Origin of the sequence: Amphibacillus sediminis NBRC 103570 (assembly GCF_001552275.1) — a bacterium.
In the GTDB taxonomy this organism is placed as follows: domain Bacteria; phylum Bacillota; class Bacilli; order Bacillales; family Amphibacillaceae; genus Amphibacillus_B; species Amphibacillus_B sediminis.
Genome location: NZ_BCQW01000001.1, coordinates 132,865 through 151,219, shown reverse-complemented (window position 1 = coordinate 151,219; position 18,355 = coordinate 132,865). Strand labels below are relative to the sequence as shown.

19 protein-coding genes are annotated in these 18,355 nt (G+C 37.1%); 17 read left to right on the top strand and 2 right to left on the bottom strand.

What is annotated here, in order from left to right; translation table 11 throughout:
• Nucleotides 1-172 precede the first annotated feature (172 nt).
• The 15 genes from lysA to ASE01S_RS00665 all read left to right on the top strand — a co-directional run bounded on the left by lysA (nucleotide 173) and on the right by ASE01S_RS00665 (nucleotide 13,701).
• Complete coding sequence (gene lysA / locus ASE01S_RS00735) at nucleotides 173-1,471, top strand: diaminopimelate decarboxylase (RefSeq protein WP_067836668.1); 1,299 nt, start codon at nucleotides 173-175, stop codon at nucleotides 1,469-1,471.
• Between the two features lie 20 nt (nucleotides 1,472-1,491).
• Nucleotides 1,492-1,926: a peptidylprolyl isomerase gene (locus tag ASE01S_RS00730; protein ID WP_067836665.1), complete on the top strand. Its 435-nt coding sequence runs from the start codon at nucleotides 1,492-1,494 to the stop codon at nucleotides 1,924-1,926.
• A 177-nt stretch (nucleotides 1,927-2,103) separates the two neighbouring features.
• Entirely contained in the window at nucleotides 2,104-2,454 is a 351-nt protein-coding gene (locus ASE01S_RS00725) for a GNAT family N-acetyltransferase (RefSeq protein ID WP_067836662.1), read from the top strand.
• 437 nt (nucleotides 2,455-2,891) lie between these two features.
• Nucleotides 2,892-3,629, top strand: a complete 738-nt coding sequence (locus tag ASE01S_RS00720) for a segregation/condensation protein A (protein ID WP_067836657.1) — start codon at nucleotides 2,892-2,894, stop codon at nucleotides 3,627-3,629.
• Nucleotides 3,630-3,631: 2 nt separating this feature from the next.
• A complete protein-coding gene (gene scpB, locus ASE01S_RS00715; RefSeq protein WP_067836653.1) occupies nucleotides 3,632-4,237 on the top strand; it encodes an SMC-Scp complex subunit ScpB in 606 nt (201 codons plus the stop codon).
• Nucleotides 4,238-4,946: 709 nt separating this feature from the next.
• The gene (locus ASE01S_RS00710) at nucleotides 4,947-5,840 is read left to right on the top strand and encodes a D-alanyl-D-alanine carboxypeptidase family protein (RefSeq protein ID WP_067836649.1); all 894 of its coding nucleotides are present in this window, start codon (nucleotides 4,947-4,949) and stop codon (nucleotides 5,838-5,840) included.
• Nucleotides 5,840-6,427 carry a nucleoside recognition domain-containing protein gene (locus tag ASE01S_RS00705; protein WP_067836645.1) on the top strand — a complete coding sequence of 196 codons (588 nt, stop codon included), beginning with the start codon at nucleotides 5,840-5,842 and terminating at the stop codon, nucleotides 6,425-6,427. The genes ASE01S_RS00710 and ASE01S_RS00705 overlap by 1 nt, the downstream gene beginning before the upstream one ends.
• Nucleotides 6,427-6,957, top strand: coding sequence for a spore maturation protein (locus tag ASE01S_RS00700; protein WP_067837482.1), 531 nt, complete (start codon nucleotides 6,427-6,429; stop codon nucleotides 6,955-6,957). The genes ASE01S_RS00705 and ASE01S_RS00700 overlap by 1 nt, the downstream gene beginning before the upstream one ends.
• Before the next feature lie 478 nt (nucleotides 6,958-7,435).
• The gene (locus tag ASE01S_RS00695) at nucleotides 7,436-8,176 is read left to right on the top strand and encodes a pseudouridine synthase (protein WP_067837479.1); all 741 of its coding nucleotides are present in this window, start codon (nucleotides 7,436-7,438) and stop codon (nucleotides 8,174-8,176) included.
• A 66-nt stretch (nucleotides 8,177-8,242) separates the two neighbouring features.
• Nucleotides 8,243-8,959, top strand: a complete 717-nt coding sequence (locus ASE01S_RS00690; protein ID WP_067837476.1) for a response regulator transcription factor — start codon at nucleotides 8,243-8,245, stop codon at nucleotides 8,957-8,959.
• Nucleotides 8,959-10,695 carry a HAMP domain-containing sensor histidine kinase gene (locus ASE01S_RS00685; protein ID WP_067836642.1) on the top strand — a complete coding sequence of 579 codons (1,737 nt, stop codon included), beginning with the start codon at nucleotides 8,959-8,961 and terminating at the stop codon, nucleotides 10,693-10,695. Before ASE01S_RS00690 ends, ASE01S_RS00685 begins: the two co-directional genes overlap by 1 nt.
• A gap of 343 nt (nucleotides 10,696-11,038) precedes the next feature.
• A complete protein-coding gene (locus tag ASE01S_RS00680) occupies nucleotides 11,039-11,404 on the top strand; it encodes a DUF4430 domain-containing protein (RefSeq protein WP_067836638.1) in 366 nt (121 codons plus the stop codon).
• A 6-nt stretch (nucleotides 11,405-11,410) separates the two neighbouring features.
• The gene (locus ASE01S_RS00675) at nucleotides 11,411-11,920 is read left to right on the top strand and encodes an ECF transporter S component (protein WP_067836635.1); all 510 of its coding nucleotides are present in this window, start codon (nucleotides 11,411-11,413) and stop codon (nucleotides 11,918-11,920) included.
• A gap of 55 nt (nucleotides 11,921-11,975) precedes the next feature.
• Nucleotides 11,976-12,497, top strand: a complete 522-nt coding sequence (locus ASE01S_RS00670; protein WP_067836631.1) for a sigma-70 family RNA polymerase sigma factor — start codon at nucleotides 11,976-11,978, stop codon at nucleotides 12,495-12,497.
• 7 nt (nucleotides 12,498-12,504) lie between these two features.
• Nucleotides 12,505-13,701 (top strand): GerMN domain-containing protein, encoded by a 1,197-nt coding sequence (locus ASE01S_RS00665; RefSeq protein WP_067836627.1) that lies wholly within the window; start codon nucleotides 12,505-12,507, stop codon nucleotides 13,699-13,701.
• A gap of 157 nt (nucleotides 13,702-13,858) precedes the next feature.
• Here ASE01S_RS00665 and ASE01S_RS00660 read toward each other — a convergent pair whose 3' ends face one another.
• The gene (locus ASE01S_RS00660) at nucleotides 13,859-14,461 is read right to left on the bottom strand and encodes a VanZ family protein (protein WP_067836624.1); all 603 of its coding nucleotides are present in this window, start codon (nucleotides 14,459-14,461) and stop codon (nucleotides 13,859-13,861) included.
• A gap of 659 nt (nucleotides 14,462-15,120) precedes the next feature.
• Nucleotides 15,121-15,351: a ferredoxin gene (locus ASE01S_RS00655; RefSeq protein ID WP_067836612.1), complete on the bottom strand. Its 231-nt coding sequence runs from the start codon at nucleotides 15,349-15,351 to the stop codon at nucleotides 15,121-15,123.
• Between the two features lie 379 nt (nucleotides 15,352-15,730).
• Between ASE01S_RS00655 and ASE01S_RS00650 the strand changes: the two genes are divergently transcribed.
• Both ASE01S_RS00650 and ASE01S_RS00645 read left to right on the top strand, forming a co-directional pair.
• Entirely contained in the window at nucleotides 15,731-16,795 is a 1,065-nt protein-coding gene (locus tag ASE01S_RS00650) for a YpbB family protein (RefSeq protein WP_067836607.1), read from the top strand.
• Nucleotides 16,796-18,343: a RecQ family ATP-dependent DNA helicase gene (locus ASE01S_RS00645; RefSeq protein ID WP_067836604.1), complete on the top strand. Its 1,548-nt coding sequence runs from the start codon at nucleotides 16,796-16,798 to the stop codon at nucleotides 18,341-18,343. It begins immediately after the preceding gene.
• The last annotated feature ends 12 nt before the right edge of the window (nucleotides 18,344-18,355 follow it).

The following is an 18,355-nucleotide window of genomic DNA, read 5'->3' as shown; positions in this document are numbered from 1 at the left end:
TAAGCTTTCATTTACCAGAGCCCTTTCTTCTCGGCTTCATGACAATAAGATCATTGTCAAGGACGTCAAGTTGAAGCGTGGCTCTTTCACTCGCTTGACATACTAGCCGATAAGTGTCAAAGGCACTTAATAAATAATAGAGAAAAAGTTACAGCAAAGAGGGGGAACTACGGTGAATGAACAATTTGTCGTGAACGAACATGGTCACCTTACAATTGGTGGTGTCGATACCACGTATTTAGCTGCTAAATATGGCACACCATTATTTGTTTATGATGTTAATAAACTGAGATCGAACGCTCGAGCTTTTATTAATGGCTTCAAATCGTTAGGTGTTAAAGCGCAAGTGGCTTATGCGAGTAAGGCTTTCTCATCAATCGCTATGCTTCAAGTGGCAAAGCAAGAAGGATTAAGCCTTGATGTTGTTTCACAGGGAGAATTATATACGGCACTTGCGGCTGATTTTCCAGTTGAAAAAATTCATATGCATGGAAATAATAAAAGCCAAGCTGAACTTGAGATGGCTGTTGAACATCATATTGGTTGTATTGTGATTGATAATTTTTATGAAATTGAACTACTTGAACAGATATTAGCTAAACATGACACTGAAATGGATGTTTTAATTCGAGTAACACCTGGAATTGAAGCACATACACATGATTATATAATGACAGGTCATGAAGATTCTAAATTTGGCTTTGATTTAGCTAATGGTCAAGCAGAAAAGGCCTTTCAATTATTACAAGATAAAAAACAATTTCGCGTAAAGGGTCTTCACTGTCATATTGGCTCCCAAATCTTTGAAACAGAAGGATTTCTAATGGCGATCAGACGTTTATTTGAAACTCTAGCAGCTTGGAAGGATAGATATGGATATGCTCCAGAAGTGTTAAATCTTGGTGGTGGCTTTGGGATTCGTTATACTGAAGAAGATCAGCCACTCGCCCTTGAGCATTATGTCGAGGAAATAGTAAAGGAAATTGGCAAGCAAACTGAGCATCACCAGATGATATTTCCTGAGATATGGATTGAACCAGGGCGGGCTATTGTGGGAAATACAGCAATTACCTTATATCGAGTAGGTTCGAAAAAAGAAATTCCGCAAGTTCGAAATTACATTGCCATCGATGGAGGCATGACAGATAATATTCGTCCAGCTCTTTACCAAGCTAAATATGAGGCGACAATAGCTAACAAAGCCAATCAACCAGAGCGCTTTAAAACCTCTGTTGCTGGTAAATGCTGCGAATCTGGTGATATGTTGTTATGGGATATCATGTTGCCAGAGGTAGACTCTGGTGATATACTAGCAGTGTTTAGTACAGGTGCTTATGGCTATTCAATGTCAAGTCACTACAATCGACTGCCTAAAGCAGCCATTGTCTTTGTTGAGAATGGGGAGGACAAATTGGTGATGCAGAGAGAATCGTATAAGGACTTGGTACGTTATGACTTATCATATGAATAAAATGGGGGAAATTAATTAAAATGAAACAAGCAACCATTACATTTGAAAATGGAGAAGAAATTAAAATTGAATTGTATGAGAACGATGCTCCAGGTACAGTAGCAAACTTTGAGAAGCTGGCGAACGAAGGCTTCTATAATGGCGTCACCTTCCACCGAGTTATTCCTGGCTTTGTGGCACAAGGAGGCGATCCAACTGGAACTGGTGCAGGCGGACCTGGTTATACGATAAAGTGTGAGACTGAAGGAAATCCACATAAACATGTTGCTGGAGCGTTATCGATGGCCCATGCTGGGAAAGATACTGGTGGAAGTCAATTTTTTATCGTTCATGAACCACAGCCACATTTAGATGGTGTTCATACGGTTTTCGGTCAGGTTATTGAAGGTATGGACGTGGTGCTTCGTATCAAACAGGGTGATGTGATGGAAAAGGTTGTTGTAGAAGAACGATAGGCTTGGTAAGAAGTTGCTAAACCTTATTGGTTCGACTGTGAATGCAATCTTTAATAAGTGATCATAGTGCCTAACATTTTTTGATAACAAACCAAAACCTTAATTTTTATCACTTATTAGCATCATTCACAATAATGATAAATAAGACCATGCTTTCTGGTCTAGTAAGGGGTAATTATGTTAATAAGATTTAAGAAGTCAATGGAGAAGATTGCGATGGGGTTATTGTCTTTTATGCCAAATGAAAAAGATGTAAAAAAACTCCAGCAAACGATTAAGGCCTATGAAGAAAATGAGCATTGGCAGCTTTATTTATGGAAAGAGGCTGAAGATGTGTTAGGAGCAATTGGAGTCTATATTGATCATGAAAATAACCAAGTTGTTGTACAGCATATTTCTGTTAACCCATCCTATCGTGACATGGGCATAGGCCGTAAGATGATTGAAGCCATTCGATCGATTTACCAAGAGAAGTATTCAATCATGGCTAATGATCTAACAAAGCCTTTTCTAAGTAAATGTGATTAATTGCTAGCTGAGTTAAAGCCCGTATGCCTATTTAAGTACCACAGTTCAGGAACTGTGGTATTTTGCCGTATTCAGCTTTACTTCTGTCCGATTGTCTTATAATTGATGGTATAGTCCTTGGGCGAGGACAGCCAATTTGTGCTATAATTAACAAGATAAGCTTTATCAGTGTAACTGGCTGGGGCTGCGATTACTCGCCTCATCGAAGGGCTTTTGTAAGCCTTCCCCTTCAAGAAATAAGGGAACACGTCATCTCTAAGTGGGGAGATTCAACAGCCAGTCACGGCCCGATTGGTTCAACTAACGTTCTGTGGGGAGAGAGGAAGCTGACTATGTTCACGACGTCCTGTCACAACGTCTGTCTGCACGAGCATATCCTATGCGTCAAAACCCTCACTGAACGAAGTTTTATTTTATTAATTATAAGGAGAATACTCATGCATGAATCATATAGTGTACGATTGGATGGTTTTGAGGGACCACTCGATCTACTATTACATTTAATTAATCGATATGAGATCGATATATATGATATCCCAGTTGCGACGATAACAGCCCAATATATGGAGTATATTCATACGATGCAGCAATTAGAGCTTAACATTGCAAGTGAGTATTTAGTAATGGCTGCGACTTTGTTAGCCATCAAAAGTGCATTGCTTCTTCCAAATCAAGAGTTAGAGGAGGAGGATGAAGGATACGAAGAAGACCCAAGAGATGAGTTAATGGCTCGGCTTATTGAATATCGAAAATATAAAGAAGCAGCAGAAGAGCTTAAGGAGCTAGAGCATGAGGAAAAGGAGAGTTATATTAGAGCACCTGAAAAAATCGAGCACAGCCAATCAGATTTACCTAAATTAGCCAAAGGTGCCGTTTCAATTTATGACATGCTTGCTGCCATGCAACAGGTTTTTAACCGAAAAAAGTGGAATAGACCGATGACGACGACCATAGAACGGGTTGAAATACCGATTAAGCAGCGAATGGAGGAAATACTAAACCAAGTAGTTGCAAGTCCTGAAGGTATTCCATTTATTGAGCTATTTCCTTACCCTGCTAAAAGTCATATAGTGGTAACATTTATGGCTATGCTTGAATTAATGAAAGAACATTTAATTTATTGTGAGCAGGAAAAAACGTTTGATCAATTGATTCTACATAAATGGGAGAACTGACAATGAAACTAAACCATTACAAAGCAGTGATCGAAGGCCTTTTATTTGTTTCAGGTACAGACGGGTTAACTGTAAAGCAAATGGCAGCGATCATTGAGACTGATCAAGATACCGTAAACCATATTTTAAATGAATTAAAGTATGATTATGAAAATACAGACCGAGGTATTCAACTATTGGAGGCTGAACAGCAATATTACTTGGCATCAAAGCCAGAACACGCTCACTATTTTCAAAAACTCATGTCTAGTCCTCATGTATCCAAACTGTCTCAAGCTAGTTTAGAAGCTTTAGCGATCATTGCTTACAATCAACCGATAACACGGGCTGAAGTTGAAGAAATTAGAGGGGTCAAAAGTGACCGTCCAATTCAAACATTGATCTCAAGAGGACTAATTGAAGAGGTTGGAAGAAAGGATACAGTGGGCCGACCGATAATGTTTGGCACAACCTTAGAGTTTCTTACTTATTTTGGTTTGCGGTCAATTGAAGAGTTACCACCATTAACTGAGCAAATGATTGATGATTCGGTCACTGAAGAGGCTGATTTGTTTTTTAATCAGCTGACTAATAACGATCTTGAACAATCACCTAATGGTAGTGAGTGATTATAGCTATGTCACTTTTTTAGCAGAAGTATCCACTTCTATAAGTGGAGAGATGAATGTCTATTTGTATTCTTATTCAGTGGGGGATGGAAAAACCCCCACTTGAACGAAGTTTCACTTTATCGAGCGCAGCTGGATAAAATCTGGCCGAAAATGCCAAGGCGCATTCGATTCTAGCCCTGTTAGTTACTAATTGAGGGCAAAAAGACCTTGAGTTTCCTTGTCACGCTATTGCGTGGCAATTTTTTAGATTTGTTCCGTTTTTTGTTCTACCTATACAGGGTTATCATTAATCTTTATCGCAGTGTAACTGGCTGGGGCTGCGATTACTCACCCCATCGAAGGACTTTTGTAAGCCTCCCAAAAAATTAGTCTTATCTAAGCGGGAGAGAGGAAGCTGACTAAGTTCGCGACGTCGTGTCGCAACGTTTGCACGAGCATATCCTATACGTCGCAACCCCACTGAACGAAGTTTCACTTTATTCTAGTCCCTATTCTCCCCAATCAACGAGCTTTTTAATTCTTCAAACAAACAATAAGAAGTATAACATCAATCGATCAACCTCGTTCATGCATTGAATCAAAATACTCATTCGCTGTAACTAAATAAAGCAGCCCCTTTTTTAGAGGTTTTCAACCTAGATACGCATATCAGATTGTTTCACACATAAATTAGACTAAGTGAAAAAGGTTAAAAAGAAGGTGGATCATGCGAAAAAAAATGATGCGAGTCGTGCTGGTAAGTAGCTTGTTATTGTTTTGTTATCCACAATTGCTAGCGGCTAAGCCAACCGTTACAGCCGATCAGGCAGTCCTATTAGATCAAAGAACAGGTCAAATACTATATGAAAAAAATACTGACAAGCCTCAGCTGATAGCAAGTATAACTAAGATCATGACAGCTATTATTGCCATCGAATATGACGATTTAGCTGACTACGTTACGATAAGTAAAGAGGCTACCTTGGCTGAAGGCTCCTCTATTTATTTAATGGAAAATGAACGTATCTTGCTTGAAGACCTCGTCTATGGATTGATGCTGAGATCAGGCAATGATGCTGCAGTTGCGATAGCTGAGCATGTTGGTGGTAGTGTTGATGGCTTTGTCTATTTAATGAATGAAAAGGCAAGTTGGCTTGGGATGAAAGATACCCATTTTGATAATCCACACGGTCTTGATTCGGACAACCATTATTCTACCGCAAAAGATATGGCGATATTGATGCGCTATGCCATGCACAACGAAACATTTTCCGAAATAACAGCTGCCAAAGTATTTCGGTCAGAAAACCGAACCTACGCTTGGGGCAATAAAAATAAACTCTTAACATCGTACCCTTACACAATTGGAGGTAAAACAGGCTATACAAAAGCAGCTGGCCGAACTTTGGTTTCAGTTGCAGAAAAAGATGGCATACAATTAATCGCTGTTACCATTAATGATCCAAACGATTGGCATGATCATATCCAATTGTATGATTGGGGCTTTGAGGAACTGGATTCATCCGATAGTATGAAGCAAGAGCAAGATCTCCAAGCTAAGACATCTGCTAAGCTTTTAAATCTACTTTATATCATAAAAAAAATGGTGGGATTAGATTAATGGTACATCTTATCTGGGCAGGAATGGCGTGTATTGGGATTTTATATGCCTTATTTAATGGCACAATTGAAGAAGTCAATACTGCTATTTTTGAGAGTGCGCAGGAAGCGATTCAGCTCATAATTGGTTTAACAAGCATTTTAATTTTTTGGCTAGGTATGATGAAAATAGCAGAAGCAGCTAATATATTAAAGCGTCTCAGTGCTTTTTTTAAACCATTGATTTGTAGACTATTCCCTGAATTACCGAAAGACCATCCAGTTATGGGTTATATTACCTCAAATTTTATTGCTAATTTATTCGGCTTAGGAAATGCAGCAACACCACTTGGATTAAAAGCTATGAAAGAAATGCGTGATTTAGCAAATAGCGATAAGGCTACTCGATCGATGATTACGTTTTTAGTCATTAATACATCAAGCTTAACGCTAATCCCTACAACAGTGATTGCGTTAAGGTCACAATATCTTTCTAATGCTCCAACAGAAATTGTTGTGACGGCAATTATTGCATCATCAATATCAACTTTAATTGGAATTTTGGTTGATAGAATCTATTATTACAAGAGGGAGAGAAAGAAAAAATGATGCAGTTTATTTCCACTTTGAGTTTGCTATTTATTCCATTATTTATTCTAATTGTCCTTGTGGTAGCCACCTATAAGAGAATTCCGACCTATGATTTATTTGTTGAGGGAGGTAAGGAAGGGTTAAGTATGGCTGTATCGCTGTTGCCTTACTTGCTTGGCATGCTAGTTTCTATTTCCATTTTTAAAAGTTCAGGTGCGTTAGACGCCATTGTGTCTGTTTTTCAACCGGTTCTTGCACTATTTAAAGTACCAGCGGAAATTGTACCTTTGGCATTAACACGACCTATTTCAGGGACAGCAGCATTGGCGATTACCGCAGATTTATTAAAAACTTATGGACCAGATTCGTTTATTGGTCGTCTAGCATCGACCATGCAAGGTAGTACGGATACGACCTTTTACATTATTACCATTTATTTCGGATCAGTTGGAATAAAAAAAATGGGCGATGCATTAAAAGTGGGCTTGTGGTCAGATCTTGCCGGAATGGTGACAGCTATTATAATTGTCACAATTATTTTTGGTTAGGAAGACGAAATGAAAATAAGGTATCGCTTAGTTTAGAAATTATCAGACATTTTTTGCTTGTAACGCTTAACTGTTGATCCTTCCTACCTCTCACTAGGGGGACATTGAGATAAAAAACGGTCTCCCTTGTAAAAAATTGTCATATATACAATGGTTGTATGACTGCCTCTCTAGAAAGAGAAAGTTTGACTGTTTTCATCTCCTTCAATAAGCTCTCAACTCATTGTGATTTCCCTAACTTACTAAATCTATCGATGATCCTTTAACATCATCAGTTACTTAAGCTGATCAAGGCTTGACTAGCTTTACGGTTAAAGATAAAGACTAGCAATCGAGGTTTGAATTTTGATCGGATAACTTTTCTTAAGCTAGCTTCTCACTGATTAGTTCTTAAATCAAGTTGTTTTAGTACGCGTTTTCTGGCAAAATAGGGAGAGGAATTAAAAAATGAGTGAGTGATAAAGGAACTGGTGATTTTATGTCAGAGAATGAGATACGCTTGCAAAAGGCAATTGCTCAAAGTGGTGTGACATCACGACGAAAAGCAGAGCAGCTTATTGAGCAAGGTAGAGTAAAGGTTAATGGTGTAACTGTGACAGAACTTGGAATAAAGGTAAGCAAAAGCGATAAAATTGAAGTTGATCAAATTCCAATAAATAAAGAGCCTGTTGTTCATTATTTACTATATAAACCGAGAGGTGTTATTTCGAGCGTCAGTGATGAGAAAGGAAGAAAGGTCGTAACTGAGCTTATTCCAGACAGTGAGGTAAGAATTTATCCAGTTGGTCGATTAGATTATGATACTTCTGGTTTGTTACTGCTTACTAACGATGGGGAGTTAGCACAGCTTCTTATGCATCCAAGTCATCAAATACCTAAAGTTTATGTAGCAAAAGTAAAAGGTATTCCCTCTAAAGAATTAATAAATCAACTAAAAAAAGGTGTGCGTTCAAAAGGAGAGTTATTAAAAGCAACAAAAGTTAAATTACTCTCTGTTGACCACGCTAAAAATACAGCTATTATTGAACTAACCCTTCATGAGGGAAAGAATAGACAGGTGAGACGGATGCTTGAGGCTATTAATCATCCTGTGATTAAATTAAAAAGAGAACGTTATGGATTCTTGAATTTGAAAGGGTTACAACCTGGTGGCTATCGGGAGCTTACCGCTCATGAAGTAAATCAATTAAGAGATGAGGCATTAAAAAGCAAAAAATAAATGCTTCTTGAGAAACCATATGCAAAATTTGCTGAAAAAAGAAATGGTAAGAAAGGGGTTTATGGGATGGAAGGTCAACAAAAGATCCTTATTGTAGAAGATGAAGATCGGATTCGTCGGCTTTTAAGGATGTATCTCGAGCGAGAGGACTTCATCATTGTGGAAGCTATTGATGGTAACGAAGGTGTAAAGTTAGCGAAAGAACAGCCATTCGATTTAATAATTTTAGATTTAATGCTACCAGGGTTAGATGGGATAAGAGTTTGCAAGGCTATCCGAGAAGAGCAAATGACGCCTGTGATTATGTTAACCGCTAAAGGTGAAGAGTCGAACAGAATTGAAGGGTTTGAGTCTGGTGCAGATGATTACATAGTAAAGCCTTTTAGTCCTCGGGAAGTTGTTTTAAGAGTGAAGGCTTTGCTTCGACGATCTCAGGCTATGCCTATTGCAAGCCATCACGCTACAGCAAAGAATGTATTAGTATTTAAATATCTAACGATTGATAATGATGCCCATCGAGTAACCGCTAATGATATTGATATTACTTTGACACCTAAAGAATATGAACTTCTATATTTTTTAGCGTGTAACCATGATCGTGTCTATGACCGTGAACAATTACTTAAAGAAGTTTGGAAATACGAGTTTTTTGGTGATCTCCGAACAGTGGATACACATATAAAACGTTTGAGAGAAAAGCTCAGTAAAGTATCGAAAGAAGCTGCTCAGATGATTGTTACAGTATGGGGTGTGGGGTACAAATTTGAAGTGGATGATGCCTAATGGTATTGCGGAGTGTTGTAGGGAAGTGGTGGTTTCTTTTTGTGCTACTTATGGTCGCACTATATTCATTACTAGGGTATATCATCTACCAGTTTGCTTTAGTCCAATATATGGACGATGCAGAGTATGCATTAGTTCGATCAGCTAATAGAATCTATGATTTAGTCAATCAAGATTCAAATTTGGCATGGACAGATGATCAATTATTAAATTTAGCCGATGATGATGTTATTCAATTCATTGTGTACTATCAGGATACAGTTATTTTGACTAGCCCAGGTGCAGATCAAAGTGAATTAATCACGTTAATTAATGATGGCCAAAATATCAGTGATGAGAGTGCGTTTTTTTTGGGGAAACTACCGTTTAATGGGGAAAAATTATTGGTTTCTGCAATTCAGGATGAGCAGTTAACGGTCGTGACCTATCAACCATGGGCATCCATATTAAAGAGATTAGAGACCATACAGTTATGGCTTTGGATAATTGGTACATTTCTTATTACGACGATGTCATTATTTATCTATTTGTTAGCGAAACGAATCACCATCCCTATATTACGTTTACGAAAGAGTGCATTAGAGTTAGCTAATGGTGAATTTAAAACGAAAGTCCCGATGGTTAGTCATGACGAATTGGGTGAATTGGCGATGGCATTTAACCGTATGGGAAGACAACTTAATTATCATATCAATGCTTTGAAGCAAGAGAAAGAAATTTTGCATAATATTATTGGTTCAATGAATGATGGGGTGGTGACCTTAAATTTAGATGGCGAAATCATTCTGTCTAATCGACAAGCTGAACATTTTTTAGCTGATATGAACTATGAAACAAATCCATTGACAGTGGATGATTTTGAATCTACAATGTCGACACCGTTTATTAAGGCTATGCAAGAGGTAATGAGCAAGCGAAAGGAAAAAATAGTCGAGTTGGAAGTTCAGGGACGGATTTGGATCTTGATTGCGACCCCTTTAATGGGAAAGGAAAAGGTAAGAGGGGTTGTCGTGATTATTCGAGATATGACTGAACAGCGAAGGCTTGAGCAATTAAAGGATGCGTTTGTGGCGAATGTATCACATGAATTAAGAACACCGATTTCTCTACTACAAGGATATAGCGAGGCAATTGTTGATGGATTAGCTGAAACACCTGAACATCAGCAAGAGCTTGCACAAATTATACTAGATGAATCGTTAAGAATGGGACGTCTTGTTAATGATTTATTAGATCTCGAGCGATTAAAGGCAGGACAAATGGCGTTAGCCATCCAAACCCATTTAGTGAAACCATTTCTTGAGCGGATTATTAGAAAGTTCAATAGCCTCGCCGAGCAAAAGGCATTATTGTTAAGACTTGATCTTGACCCAAGTGTAGAAGAGCTTGCCTTTGATTATGATAGATTAGAACAAGTATTTACTAATTTAATTGATAATGCTATTAGACATACACCTATACATGGTACTATAATGGTGAGTTGTATGCGTGATCAGCATTTAATCATTTTTAAAGTAAAAGATAGTGGAACAGGCATACCTAAAGAAGACTTACCCTTTGTTTTTGATCGGTTTTATAAAGCTGATAAAGCTAGAACGCGATCTAATCTTAACAAAAAGGGAACTGGACTAGGATTAGCCATAGCTAAGCAAATTGTAGAGGCCCATAATGGTACAATTAAGGTTCAAAGTAAACAACAAATGGGTACTACCTTTCAATTTACTATTCCGACTTAAAGAAATGGGATTGATAAAAAGCCAGATCTTTCTATCTATTCGAACGACTCCACCTTGACGTGTTCCTTATTTCTTGAAGTGGGAGTGTTATAGTCAGTTACCCTGTAATAAATTCAGTGATTAGTTTATAGATTCGAAAGATTAACCTTCATCCAGCACAAGTCACCCACTTCTATAAGCAGAAAGATGTATTCCATTTAGTGGGGAGGCAAACCGGGCTGAGTTAAGTTAAAGCTTCGGTGAGCTCTAGGTTTTTCAGAGGAAAGTTATTGAGCGAAGCTCGATAAATCTGGGCGCAAGTACGCCAAGGCGCATTTAAATTAATAATTCGGGGGAAAATATAATGTTAAAGAAAATTTATCTAGCTTTATTCGCTGTTTTTTTACTGGTAGGGTGTCAGAATGCTGATCAGACTAGAAATGATCAAATTCAAGTATCAATTACCATTTCGGTGGATCATGGTGCTGAGATTGTCGTTGATGAAACAGTGCAAATAGATAATCAAGCTATACTATTTGATGTATTAGATGAGCATTATGATATTGAAGCAACACCGGATGGTTTTATAACTGCAATTGAAGGTATTGAACAAACAGACGAAGATTTTTGGATATATACAGTTAATGAAGAAGATATTTATGTAGGCGCTAAGGAGTATCAACTATCTGATCAAGATCATGTTGTGTTTGATTTACAAAAGTGGGAATAATAAGAAATGCGTAAGACGAACCGTTTAACTCTTATATCTTGTCTCGCAGCACTAGCTGTTGTAGGTCGTGTCGGATTACGTTTCATACCAAATGTTCAGCCGGTAACGGCAATCATCATTCTATCAGGCTATTTCCTTGGTCCGGGCTCAGCTATACTGTTAGCTGTTGTCTCAACCTACATATCTAATTTATTATTGGGCATGGGGATATGGACGATTTGGCAGATCGTGGCTTGGGTGATGATTGCAGGTTTAGCGGGCATAATTAAAGCATTAAAAATAGCCAAGCCATTATTTTTATTAAACATATTAGGATGTCTCACAGGGTTTATCTATGGACTTTTTTTTAGTATCGTGAATTATTTGGTGACTGGGAGCTTTTGGCCTTATTATTTTGCCGGACTACCTTTTGATTTAACTCATGCCATTAGCAATGTTATCTTTATTTTAATTTTATACAAGCCATTGCTGTTTATTTTCAAACACCAAGAAAAAAATAATCAAATAGGAATATGATGTAACATTATGATTCATAAGGCGACTAATATTCTGAGGACAGGAGATCTTGTAAATGAAGACCACATTCGATTCCCTTTATGAGCAATATCATGATGATCTCTTTCAATATATTTTTTATTTAGTTAAAGAGCGCCAGGCGGCTGAGGATATTGTTCAAGATGTTTATATAAAAGTTTTGAAATCCTATCAACATTTTCGCGGAGAAAGCAGTGAAAAAACGTGGTTATTCTCTATAGCACGCCACACGACAATGGATTACTTTCGTAAGCAACAAAGACAACGGAATAAATTGGCTAGTTTTTTTAACAAAGATCAGGATTTAGAACAATTAAAAGATCGAGATGCATTACCTGAGGAAATTGTTGTCCTAAATGATCAAATACAACAAATTTATCGCTTGCTTGATCAGTGTACATTAGATCAGAAGCATGTACTAATCTTAAGATATATCCAGTCCTTATCGATACATGAAACCGCTCAAATTCTTGAATGGTCAGAAAGCAAAGTGAAAACGACGCAGCATCGTGCAATCAAAAAATTGCAACAGCTGTTGCAGGTAGAGAAGAAAGGGTGAGACAGATATGGATCAAGAAAAGCAAGCCTACGAAATTCAGAATAATTTAAACCAGATGCCAAAAATAAAAGATCGACAATCAAAAGATCTGCTCTTTCAAAAAGTCGAAAATCGGCTTGATAACAATCTGCCTCAGCAACAAAAAATATCGGCAAAATGGTTTTTACCAACAGTTGCTACTGTTTTTATTATGGTGCTGCTTCTGATTATTGTTCAGACCGGTTTAATTAATGATAATCACAATGCTGACCAACCAGTAAGGCAACTGGAGGATAATCAGTTTACGGTTACCGAAGATAATAGTGGATCAGAAAATCTTGATAATGATCAAGCGGTAGAGAATTTTGATGAGAGCTTAAGCACTGAAGAATTCGATCAGCCAGATGACTCATTAATTTTTTATCACAATGAAACTGAGGTCCCATTATTTACGATTGCTGCCGTGGATTTACAAAACATGTACACTATTCCTATTACACTTGTTTCAACGTCATCAACGGGTGATCCCAATGATTACTATAATCGTATTTCAACCATTATTGACGAAGAGATGTATGGGGTTAGCATAGGTCTTTTAGAGGGTATTACGTTTGAAATCCCAGACGGTGAAGAAGTCCTTCGTATGATTGTGCCTGAGGATTATCACGTGAACGGAAGCTCAAATGCAGAGCGCCTTCAAGAAATGGCTAATTTTATGTTTGCTGATCTTCAAATGGCATTAATGGTTATTGAAACAGAAGCTGGCGAATCAATCGAGCTTGATCCATTTGGTTTATCCGAATTAGAAATTAACCCTGTTCGACATCTTGCCTATAAAATTTATCAAGTAGATAATCTGCAACGCTTGTTAATTCCAATTCAAGCTGATTTTTCAAGCGCCCCTTTTTTCACAATAGATGAGGCTTTGATCGAGATGCAACAGGATCAAGCGGAATTTAATATTACTGCGACGATTCCAAGTGATGCTACTTTCTCATATGATACATCTAACAGTGAACAGTTGACGCTTGACTTTGACTCGCATTATCAGTTTGGCGACAATGTTGCGACAAAAGAAATGATTGAGGCTATTTTGATGACTGCAAAAAGTTTTGACTACACAGAAGTAGACTTAAGCATTGAAGGTGTTGACAATGTGGCTGGATTTGATTTAAGCCATCCGCTTACAGTTCCGGATGCTGTTAATCCAGTTATTCTGCATTAACCATTTACAAATATATTTTGAAAGACTAATTCGGACCTTAGCTGAATTGGTCTTTTTAGCATGGAGTCCCATTTAATAGGTGAGAGGATTTACTGGAAGGCTCGATACTGAATGTGGTGGCATGAAAAACACACCACCACATTTGACAATTAGACCGTTAATTTTCAGCTTGTTTATTTTTTAATTGATAGTCTTTAGCAATTTTTAAAATAAATTCAAGAAAGGTGTTGCTATCAATTTTGAATTTTGTCATTAATGAAAGAAAAATGACACAGAAAAGCTTAAATAAAAAGTAACCAAGAATGACGCCGAACATATTGTAAATAAAATCATTTATATCAATATGTCTATTGTGCGCACCTAATAAGAGATAAACAGATAGTTGTAATAACTCAATGGATAGAGTTAGGATCAATCCATATTTAAAAATAAGTTTAAAATTTACTTTTTTTAAAAAAGGGACTAGGAAGCCAAAAGGAATGGTTAATAGTGTATTTAAGAACATAGATGTATTAAAATCTGTAAATGGATGATTCGGAACAAAAACAAATGCTTCAGAAAGACTGTGATAAGTTGGGTCTAAGTCAGTGATAATGGGAAACTGAGTATAGTTAATGACTAACATCATATAAAAATAAAATGCTCCAAAAAATAATAGATAAGAAAAAGACCTTAGCTTTTTTAGTCTTAGATAGAATGCTAAAAGAATAAAGACTAATGCTGAAAGTAGTCTAAAGCTGTAATTAAAATCTATTAACATAGTTACCTCCTAATAAAAAGTGGGAGATAATAAAATCCCATCATTAAATGAGTTAATATTGTACAAATAATATCTCTACTCTTTCTTTTTGAATACTGACACTCATAAAAACTTGAGATGAGGAAGAGCGAAAGTAATAATTGGGAATTTTTCCAATTGATTAATCCATCATTTTTTAATTTAAGTAAAGATGCCTGATTAACAATATAAACCATTGTAGTTCTTTGACTATAATTATACATAAAATGGGATTTTTTACAATATTACATCATAAATTTAATCTGAATAAATTTGTAGTCAAAGATCACCAGAATGAGTCGAAAGAGTGTATGTGTAAGTTTTTGTTGAGTTTTCAAATGTTGATCAAACTTAATATGTAATGTTCATTTTTAATTACTGATTGAACAATGATGAAATGGAAAGCGTTCAAGAGAGAAGAATGGTGATCGATGGGGTTATCGAGATTGCTTAAGGAAGTGAATATGATATTTAAGGACAATACTCTGCCAAAATCGGTAATACACAGGTTTCACGAACCGGCTAGCCTATTATGCATAGTTTCATGTAAACCTGTGTTGTTCTTTGTCAACCGTTTCCTTTAAGATCCTGCTTCTGTGCCAAAATAAATGAATCTGAAGTAATTTTAAACAACAGGGCAGTTAGTCTTGAAAAGGCTCAGATTTAACTTTAATCGATTCGGTAGGACAACCATGACAAGCATCAAACATATCTTCAACTAAAACTTCAGGAATAGGTGCCTGTCCTTGATTTTGATCGAGTAGAACATAGGCAATGCCTTCATCATCATAATCATATATTTCTGGTGCAGAGGCACCACAAGTTCCGCAAGCGATACAGGTCTCTTTATCTACGCAAGTATAATATGCCATTGATTCGTTACTCCTTTCTTACGTAAATAATGTCTACTCTATTTTAAAGTTTGTCATTTAATTTAGCAAGATAGCATTTTTGTTAAGAGATTGATATGATGATAAAGTGAAACTTCGTTCAGTGGGGGTTTCGACGCATAGGATGTGCTCGTGCAGACGTTGCGACACGACGTGGCGAACTTAGTCAGCTTCCTCTCTCCCCACTGAACGTTCGTTGAACCAATCGGGCTGTTACTGCTGTTGGATCTCCCACTTAGACATAACGTGTCCCCTTATTTCTTGTAGTGGGAGGCTTACAAAAGCCCTTCGATGGGGCGAGTAATCGCAGCCTCAGTCAGTTACACTGCGATAAAGAGAAAAGAAGAAGAGAGCGAATACGATGTTTTACTATTTAATCTTACATGGTCTGCAGCGGATTGAGGGGCAAAGGAGTCCGGCTGCCATTTATCATTTGTTACAGGGAAGAAGATCTGCTCAAACCATTCAGGATGGTAACCTCTATCAATTAAGCGAGTATTTTGCCTGTTATCCAACCTTAAGTCGCGCTGATTTTAATCATGGCATAGTCCAGTTAATTGAAAAGGATTGGATTAAAGTTACAGCGGAAAATCTGGTCTATTTAACAGGTAAATCCCATTCTTTCCTTAATAAATACAGTCAATCATTCCCGCTTCATTATTTACATGGTGGAAATTATGCGAGAGCTGTCCCTTTATTTATGAAACGAATTTATCTCGCCATTCAAACCTATACCCATCTGTCTGTAAATAATAGAAATTTTGACCCAATTATAGATGACTATTCGGTGCAAAACTGGATCAAATCACATTATCAACAAAATCGTTATCAACTAAAGGAATGGTTAATCCAATTATACGACAGCTTAAATGGATTTCTGATCACACTCGATAGTTACTCGGCTGAACTGTTTGTTAAACGAATAACAGCTTACCAACGGATCGGTGCAACTATTCAACAATTAGCTTGGCAAAACAACTGCTCCATTCATGATATTGAAATAAGATTAATGGCCATTTTCCAGCACTTACTTTTCCATATAGACCAACACCATCTTGAGTTATTTTATCCATTAACTGATTACCCGTTTTCCACAAACGTTGGCTTTATGACCGCTTCTGCCCAAAAAACCTATCAAATGCTTAAACATGGCTGGTCAAAAGATAATATCGCTTCACGACGGGGATTAAGACCAAGTACGGTTGAAGATCATATCGTTGAGATTGTTTATGCTGATCCAGCGTTTCAACTATCAGCATTTATTGACGAAAAATCGATTGGACAAATATTAGAAGCAATCAAGGTGATTCAAGATCACAAGTTATCGTCGATCAAAGCCTTTCTCAACCATCAATTTAGTTATTTTCAAATTAGATTAGTACTAGCGCGTTACGATAAAGATAAGAAGAAAGGAAATGAAGTCTAAGTGCAACAATTAGAAGATATACTACACTTATACTTTAACCATAAGACTTTCAGATTAGGACAAAAAGAAATTATTAATGATATAATAGAGGGGAAGAGTGTATTAGCAACATTGCCTACAGGTGCTGGGAAGTCCTTATGTTATCAACTACCTGCCCTAATAACTCAAGGAACAGTGATCGTTGTTTCGCCATTATTATCATTAATGGAGGATCAGGTAAAGCAATTAAAGCGTCAAGGACATCATATAGCAGTAGCCATTAATAGCTTTAATACAGAACAAGAGCGGCAAATGATTCTTAGCCGACTTTCTCAGTACAAGCTTATTTACTTATCTCCAGAAATGTTGCAGAATCAAGTGATTCTTGATAAATTGCAGAAGCTTCAGATCGATTTATTTGTTATTGATGAAGCACACTGTATATCACAATGGGGCCATGAGTTTAGACCGGATTATTTAAAGTTAAATCAGATCATTGAACATTTCAATAAGCCAACAACGCTCGCTCTAACGGCAACAGCTACTCCAGATGTTCAGCAGGACATCATCAATCAGCTGCCTGCTGTTAAATTTTCTAAGCATATTTATCCGATGGATCGTAGTAATATCGCGTTCATCGTTGAACATCTAGCCGATCCTAATCAAAAAGATCGCTATTTAATCGATTTGTTCGAAAAATTTCAGCTACCCTCTTTAATATATTTTTCTAGTAAGAAGGAAGCTCAACGCGTAGCAATTATGCTTCATAAACAATTTCTGCATCTTAATGTAGCTTATTACCACGGTGACCTTGATTCTACTGAAAGGCAGTTAATTCAACAGCAGTTTATGGAGGATCAGCTTGATATTGTTTGCTGTACGAGTGCGTTTGGAATGGGAGTAGACAAGCCTAATATAAGGCTAATCATCCATTACCATTTGCCAACACAGATTGAGTCATTTATTCAAGAAATTGGTCGTGCTGGTCGTGATCAATTGAGTTCTGTAAGTATTACCCTCGCTACACCTTATGAGCACCGTTTACCTGAACGCTTAATCGATTCAGAACTACCAAAGGAAGCTGTAGTAGATCGGATGTTTAGCTATTTAAGTAGCCTAGATTTAAGCATACAACCCTTACCTATTAAAGATGAGGATTGGATGATTCAATTACAAGTGACAGAGACGCAATGGCGATTTTTAAAAAACTATCTGATCAATAAGCAAATAATCGAGCATAACCAATTTGTTGAACACAAGAACTTGTTTCATGTCAAAAAAGAATTGATTAAAAAAATCAAACAGCGAAACCGATATAAAATGAAAAAGTTAGACGAACTTGTCAGGTGGCTAAATACTGATCATTGTCGTCGTGATCAGCTCTATCAAAGCTTCTCCACGCCCGTATCAAAGCTGGAATCGCTTTGCTGTGATCAATGTGGTTTTTCGATTGATCAATGGATACCCCCGAGTGAGGCTAATATGGCTGGAAATAAATTAGCGAAAGAAAGTTGGAAGGACGACCTTAAAGAACTTATTTTACCTTTTAAATATAGACAGTTAGAATAAAACCTAATCTAA

Excerpts from the sequence above, each read along its gene's own strand:
- ASE01S_RS00650 (WP_067836607.1), top strand. The coding sequence starts at position 15,731 with ATGTTTTACTATTTAATCTTACATGGTCTGCAGCGGATTGAGGGGCAA.
- ASE01S_RS00675 (WP_067836635.1), top strand. The coding sequence starts at position 11,411 with ATGCGTAAGACGAACCGTTTAACTCTTATATCTTGTCTCGCAGCACTA.
- ASE01S_RS00725 (WP_067836662.1), top strand. The coding sequence starts at position 2,104 with ATGTTAATAAGATTTAAGAAGTCAATGGAGAAGATTGCGATGGGGTTA.
- ASE01S_RS00665 (WP_067836627.1), top strand. The coding sequence starts at position 12,505 with ATGGATCAAGAAAAGCAAGCCTACGAAATTCAGAATAATTTAAACCAG.
- ASE01S_RS00695 (WP_067837479.1), top strand. The coding sequence starts at position 7,436 with ATGTCAGAGAATGAGATACGCTTGCAAAAGGCAATTGCTCAAAGTGGT.
- ASE01S_RS00700 (WP_067837482.1), top strand. The coding sequence starts at position 6,427 with ATGCAGTTTATTTCCACTTTGAGTTTGCTATTTATTCCATTATTTATT.
- ASE01S_RS00680 (WP_067836638.1), top strand. The coding sequence starts at position 11,039 with ATGTTAAAGAAAATTTATCTAGCTTTATTCGCTGTTTTTTTACTGGTA.
- ASE01S_RS00670 (WP_067836631.1), top strand. The coding sequence starts at position 11,976 with ATGAAGACCACATTCGATTCCCTTTATGAGCAATATCATGATGATCTC.
- ASE01S_RS00660 (WP_067836624.1), bottom strand. The coding sequence starts at position 14,461 with ATGTTAATAGATTTTAATTACAGCTTTAGACTACTTTCAGCATTAGTC.
- ASE01S_RS00690 (WP_067837476.1), top strand. The coding sequence starts at position 8,243 with ATGGAAGGTCAACAAAAGATCCTTATTGTAGAAGATGAAGATCGGATT.
- ASE01S_RS00655 (WP_067836612.1), bottom strand. The coding sequence starts at position 15,351 with ATGGCATATTATACTTGCGTAGATAAAGAGACCTGTATCGCTTGCGGA.
- ASE01S_RS00730 (WP_067836665.1), top strand. The coding sequence starts at position 1,492 with ATGAAACAAGCAACCATTACATTTGAAAATGGAGAAGAAATTAAAATT.
- scpB (WP_067836653.1), top strand. The coding sequence starts at position 3,632 with ATGAAACTAAACCATTACAAAGCAGTGATCGAAGGCCTTTTATTTGTT.
- ASE01S_RS00720 (WP_067836657.1), top strand. The coding sequence starts at position 2,892 with ATGCATGAATCATATAGTGTACGATTGGATGGTTTTGAGGGACCACTC.
- ASE01S_RS00705 (WP_067836645.1), top strand. The coding sequence starts at position 5,840 with ATGGTACATCTTATCTGGGCAGGAATGGCGTGTATTGGGATTTTATAT.
- ASE01S_RS00685 (WP_067836642.1), top strand. The coding sequence starts at position 8,959 with ATGGTATTGCGGAGTGTTGTAGGGAAGTGGTGGTTTCTTTTTGTGCTA.
- ASE01S_RS00710 (WP_067836649.1), top strand. The coding sequence starts at position 4,947 with ATGCGAAAAAAAATGATGCGAGTCGTGCTGGTAAGTAGCTTGTTATTG.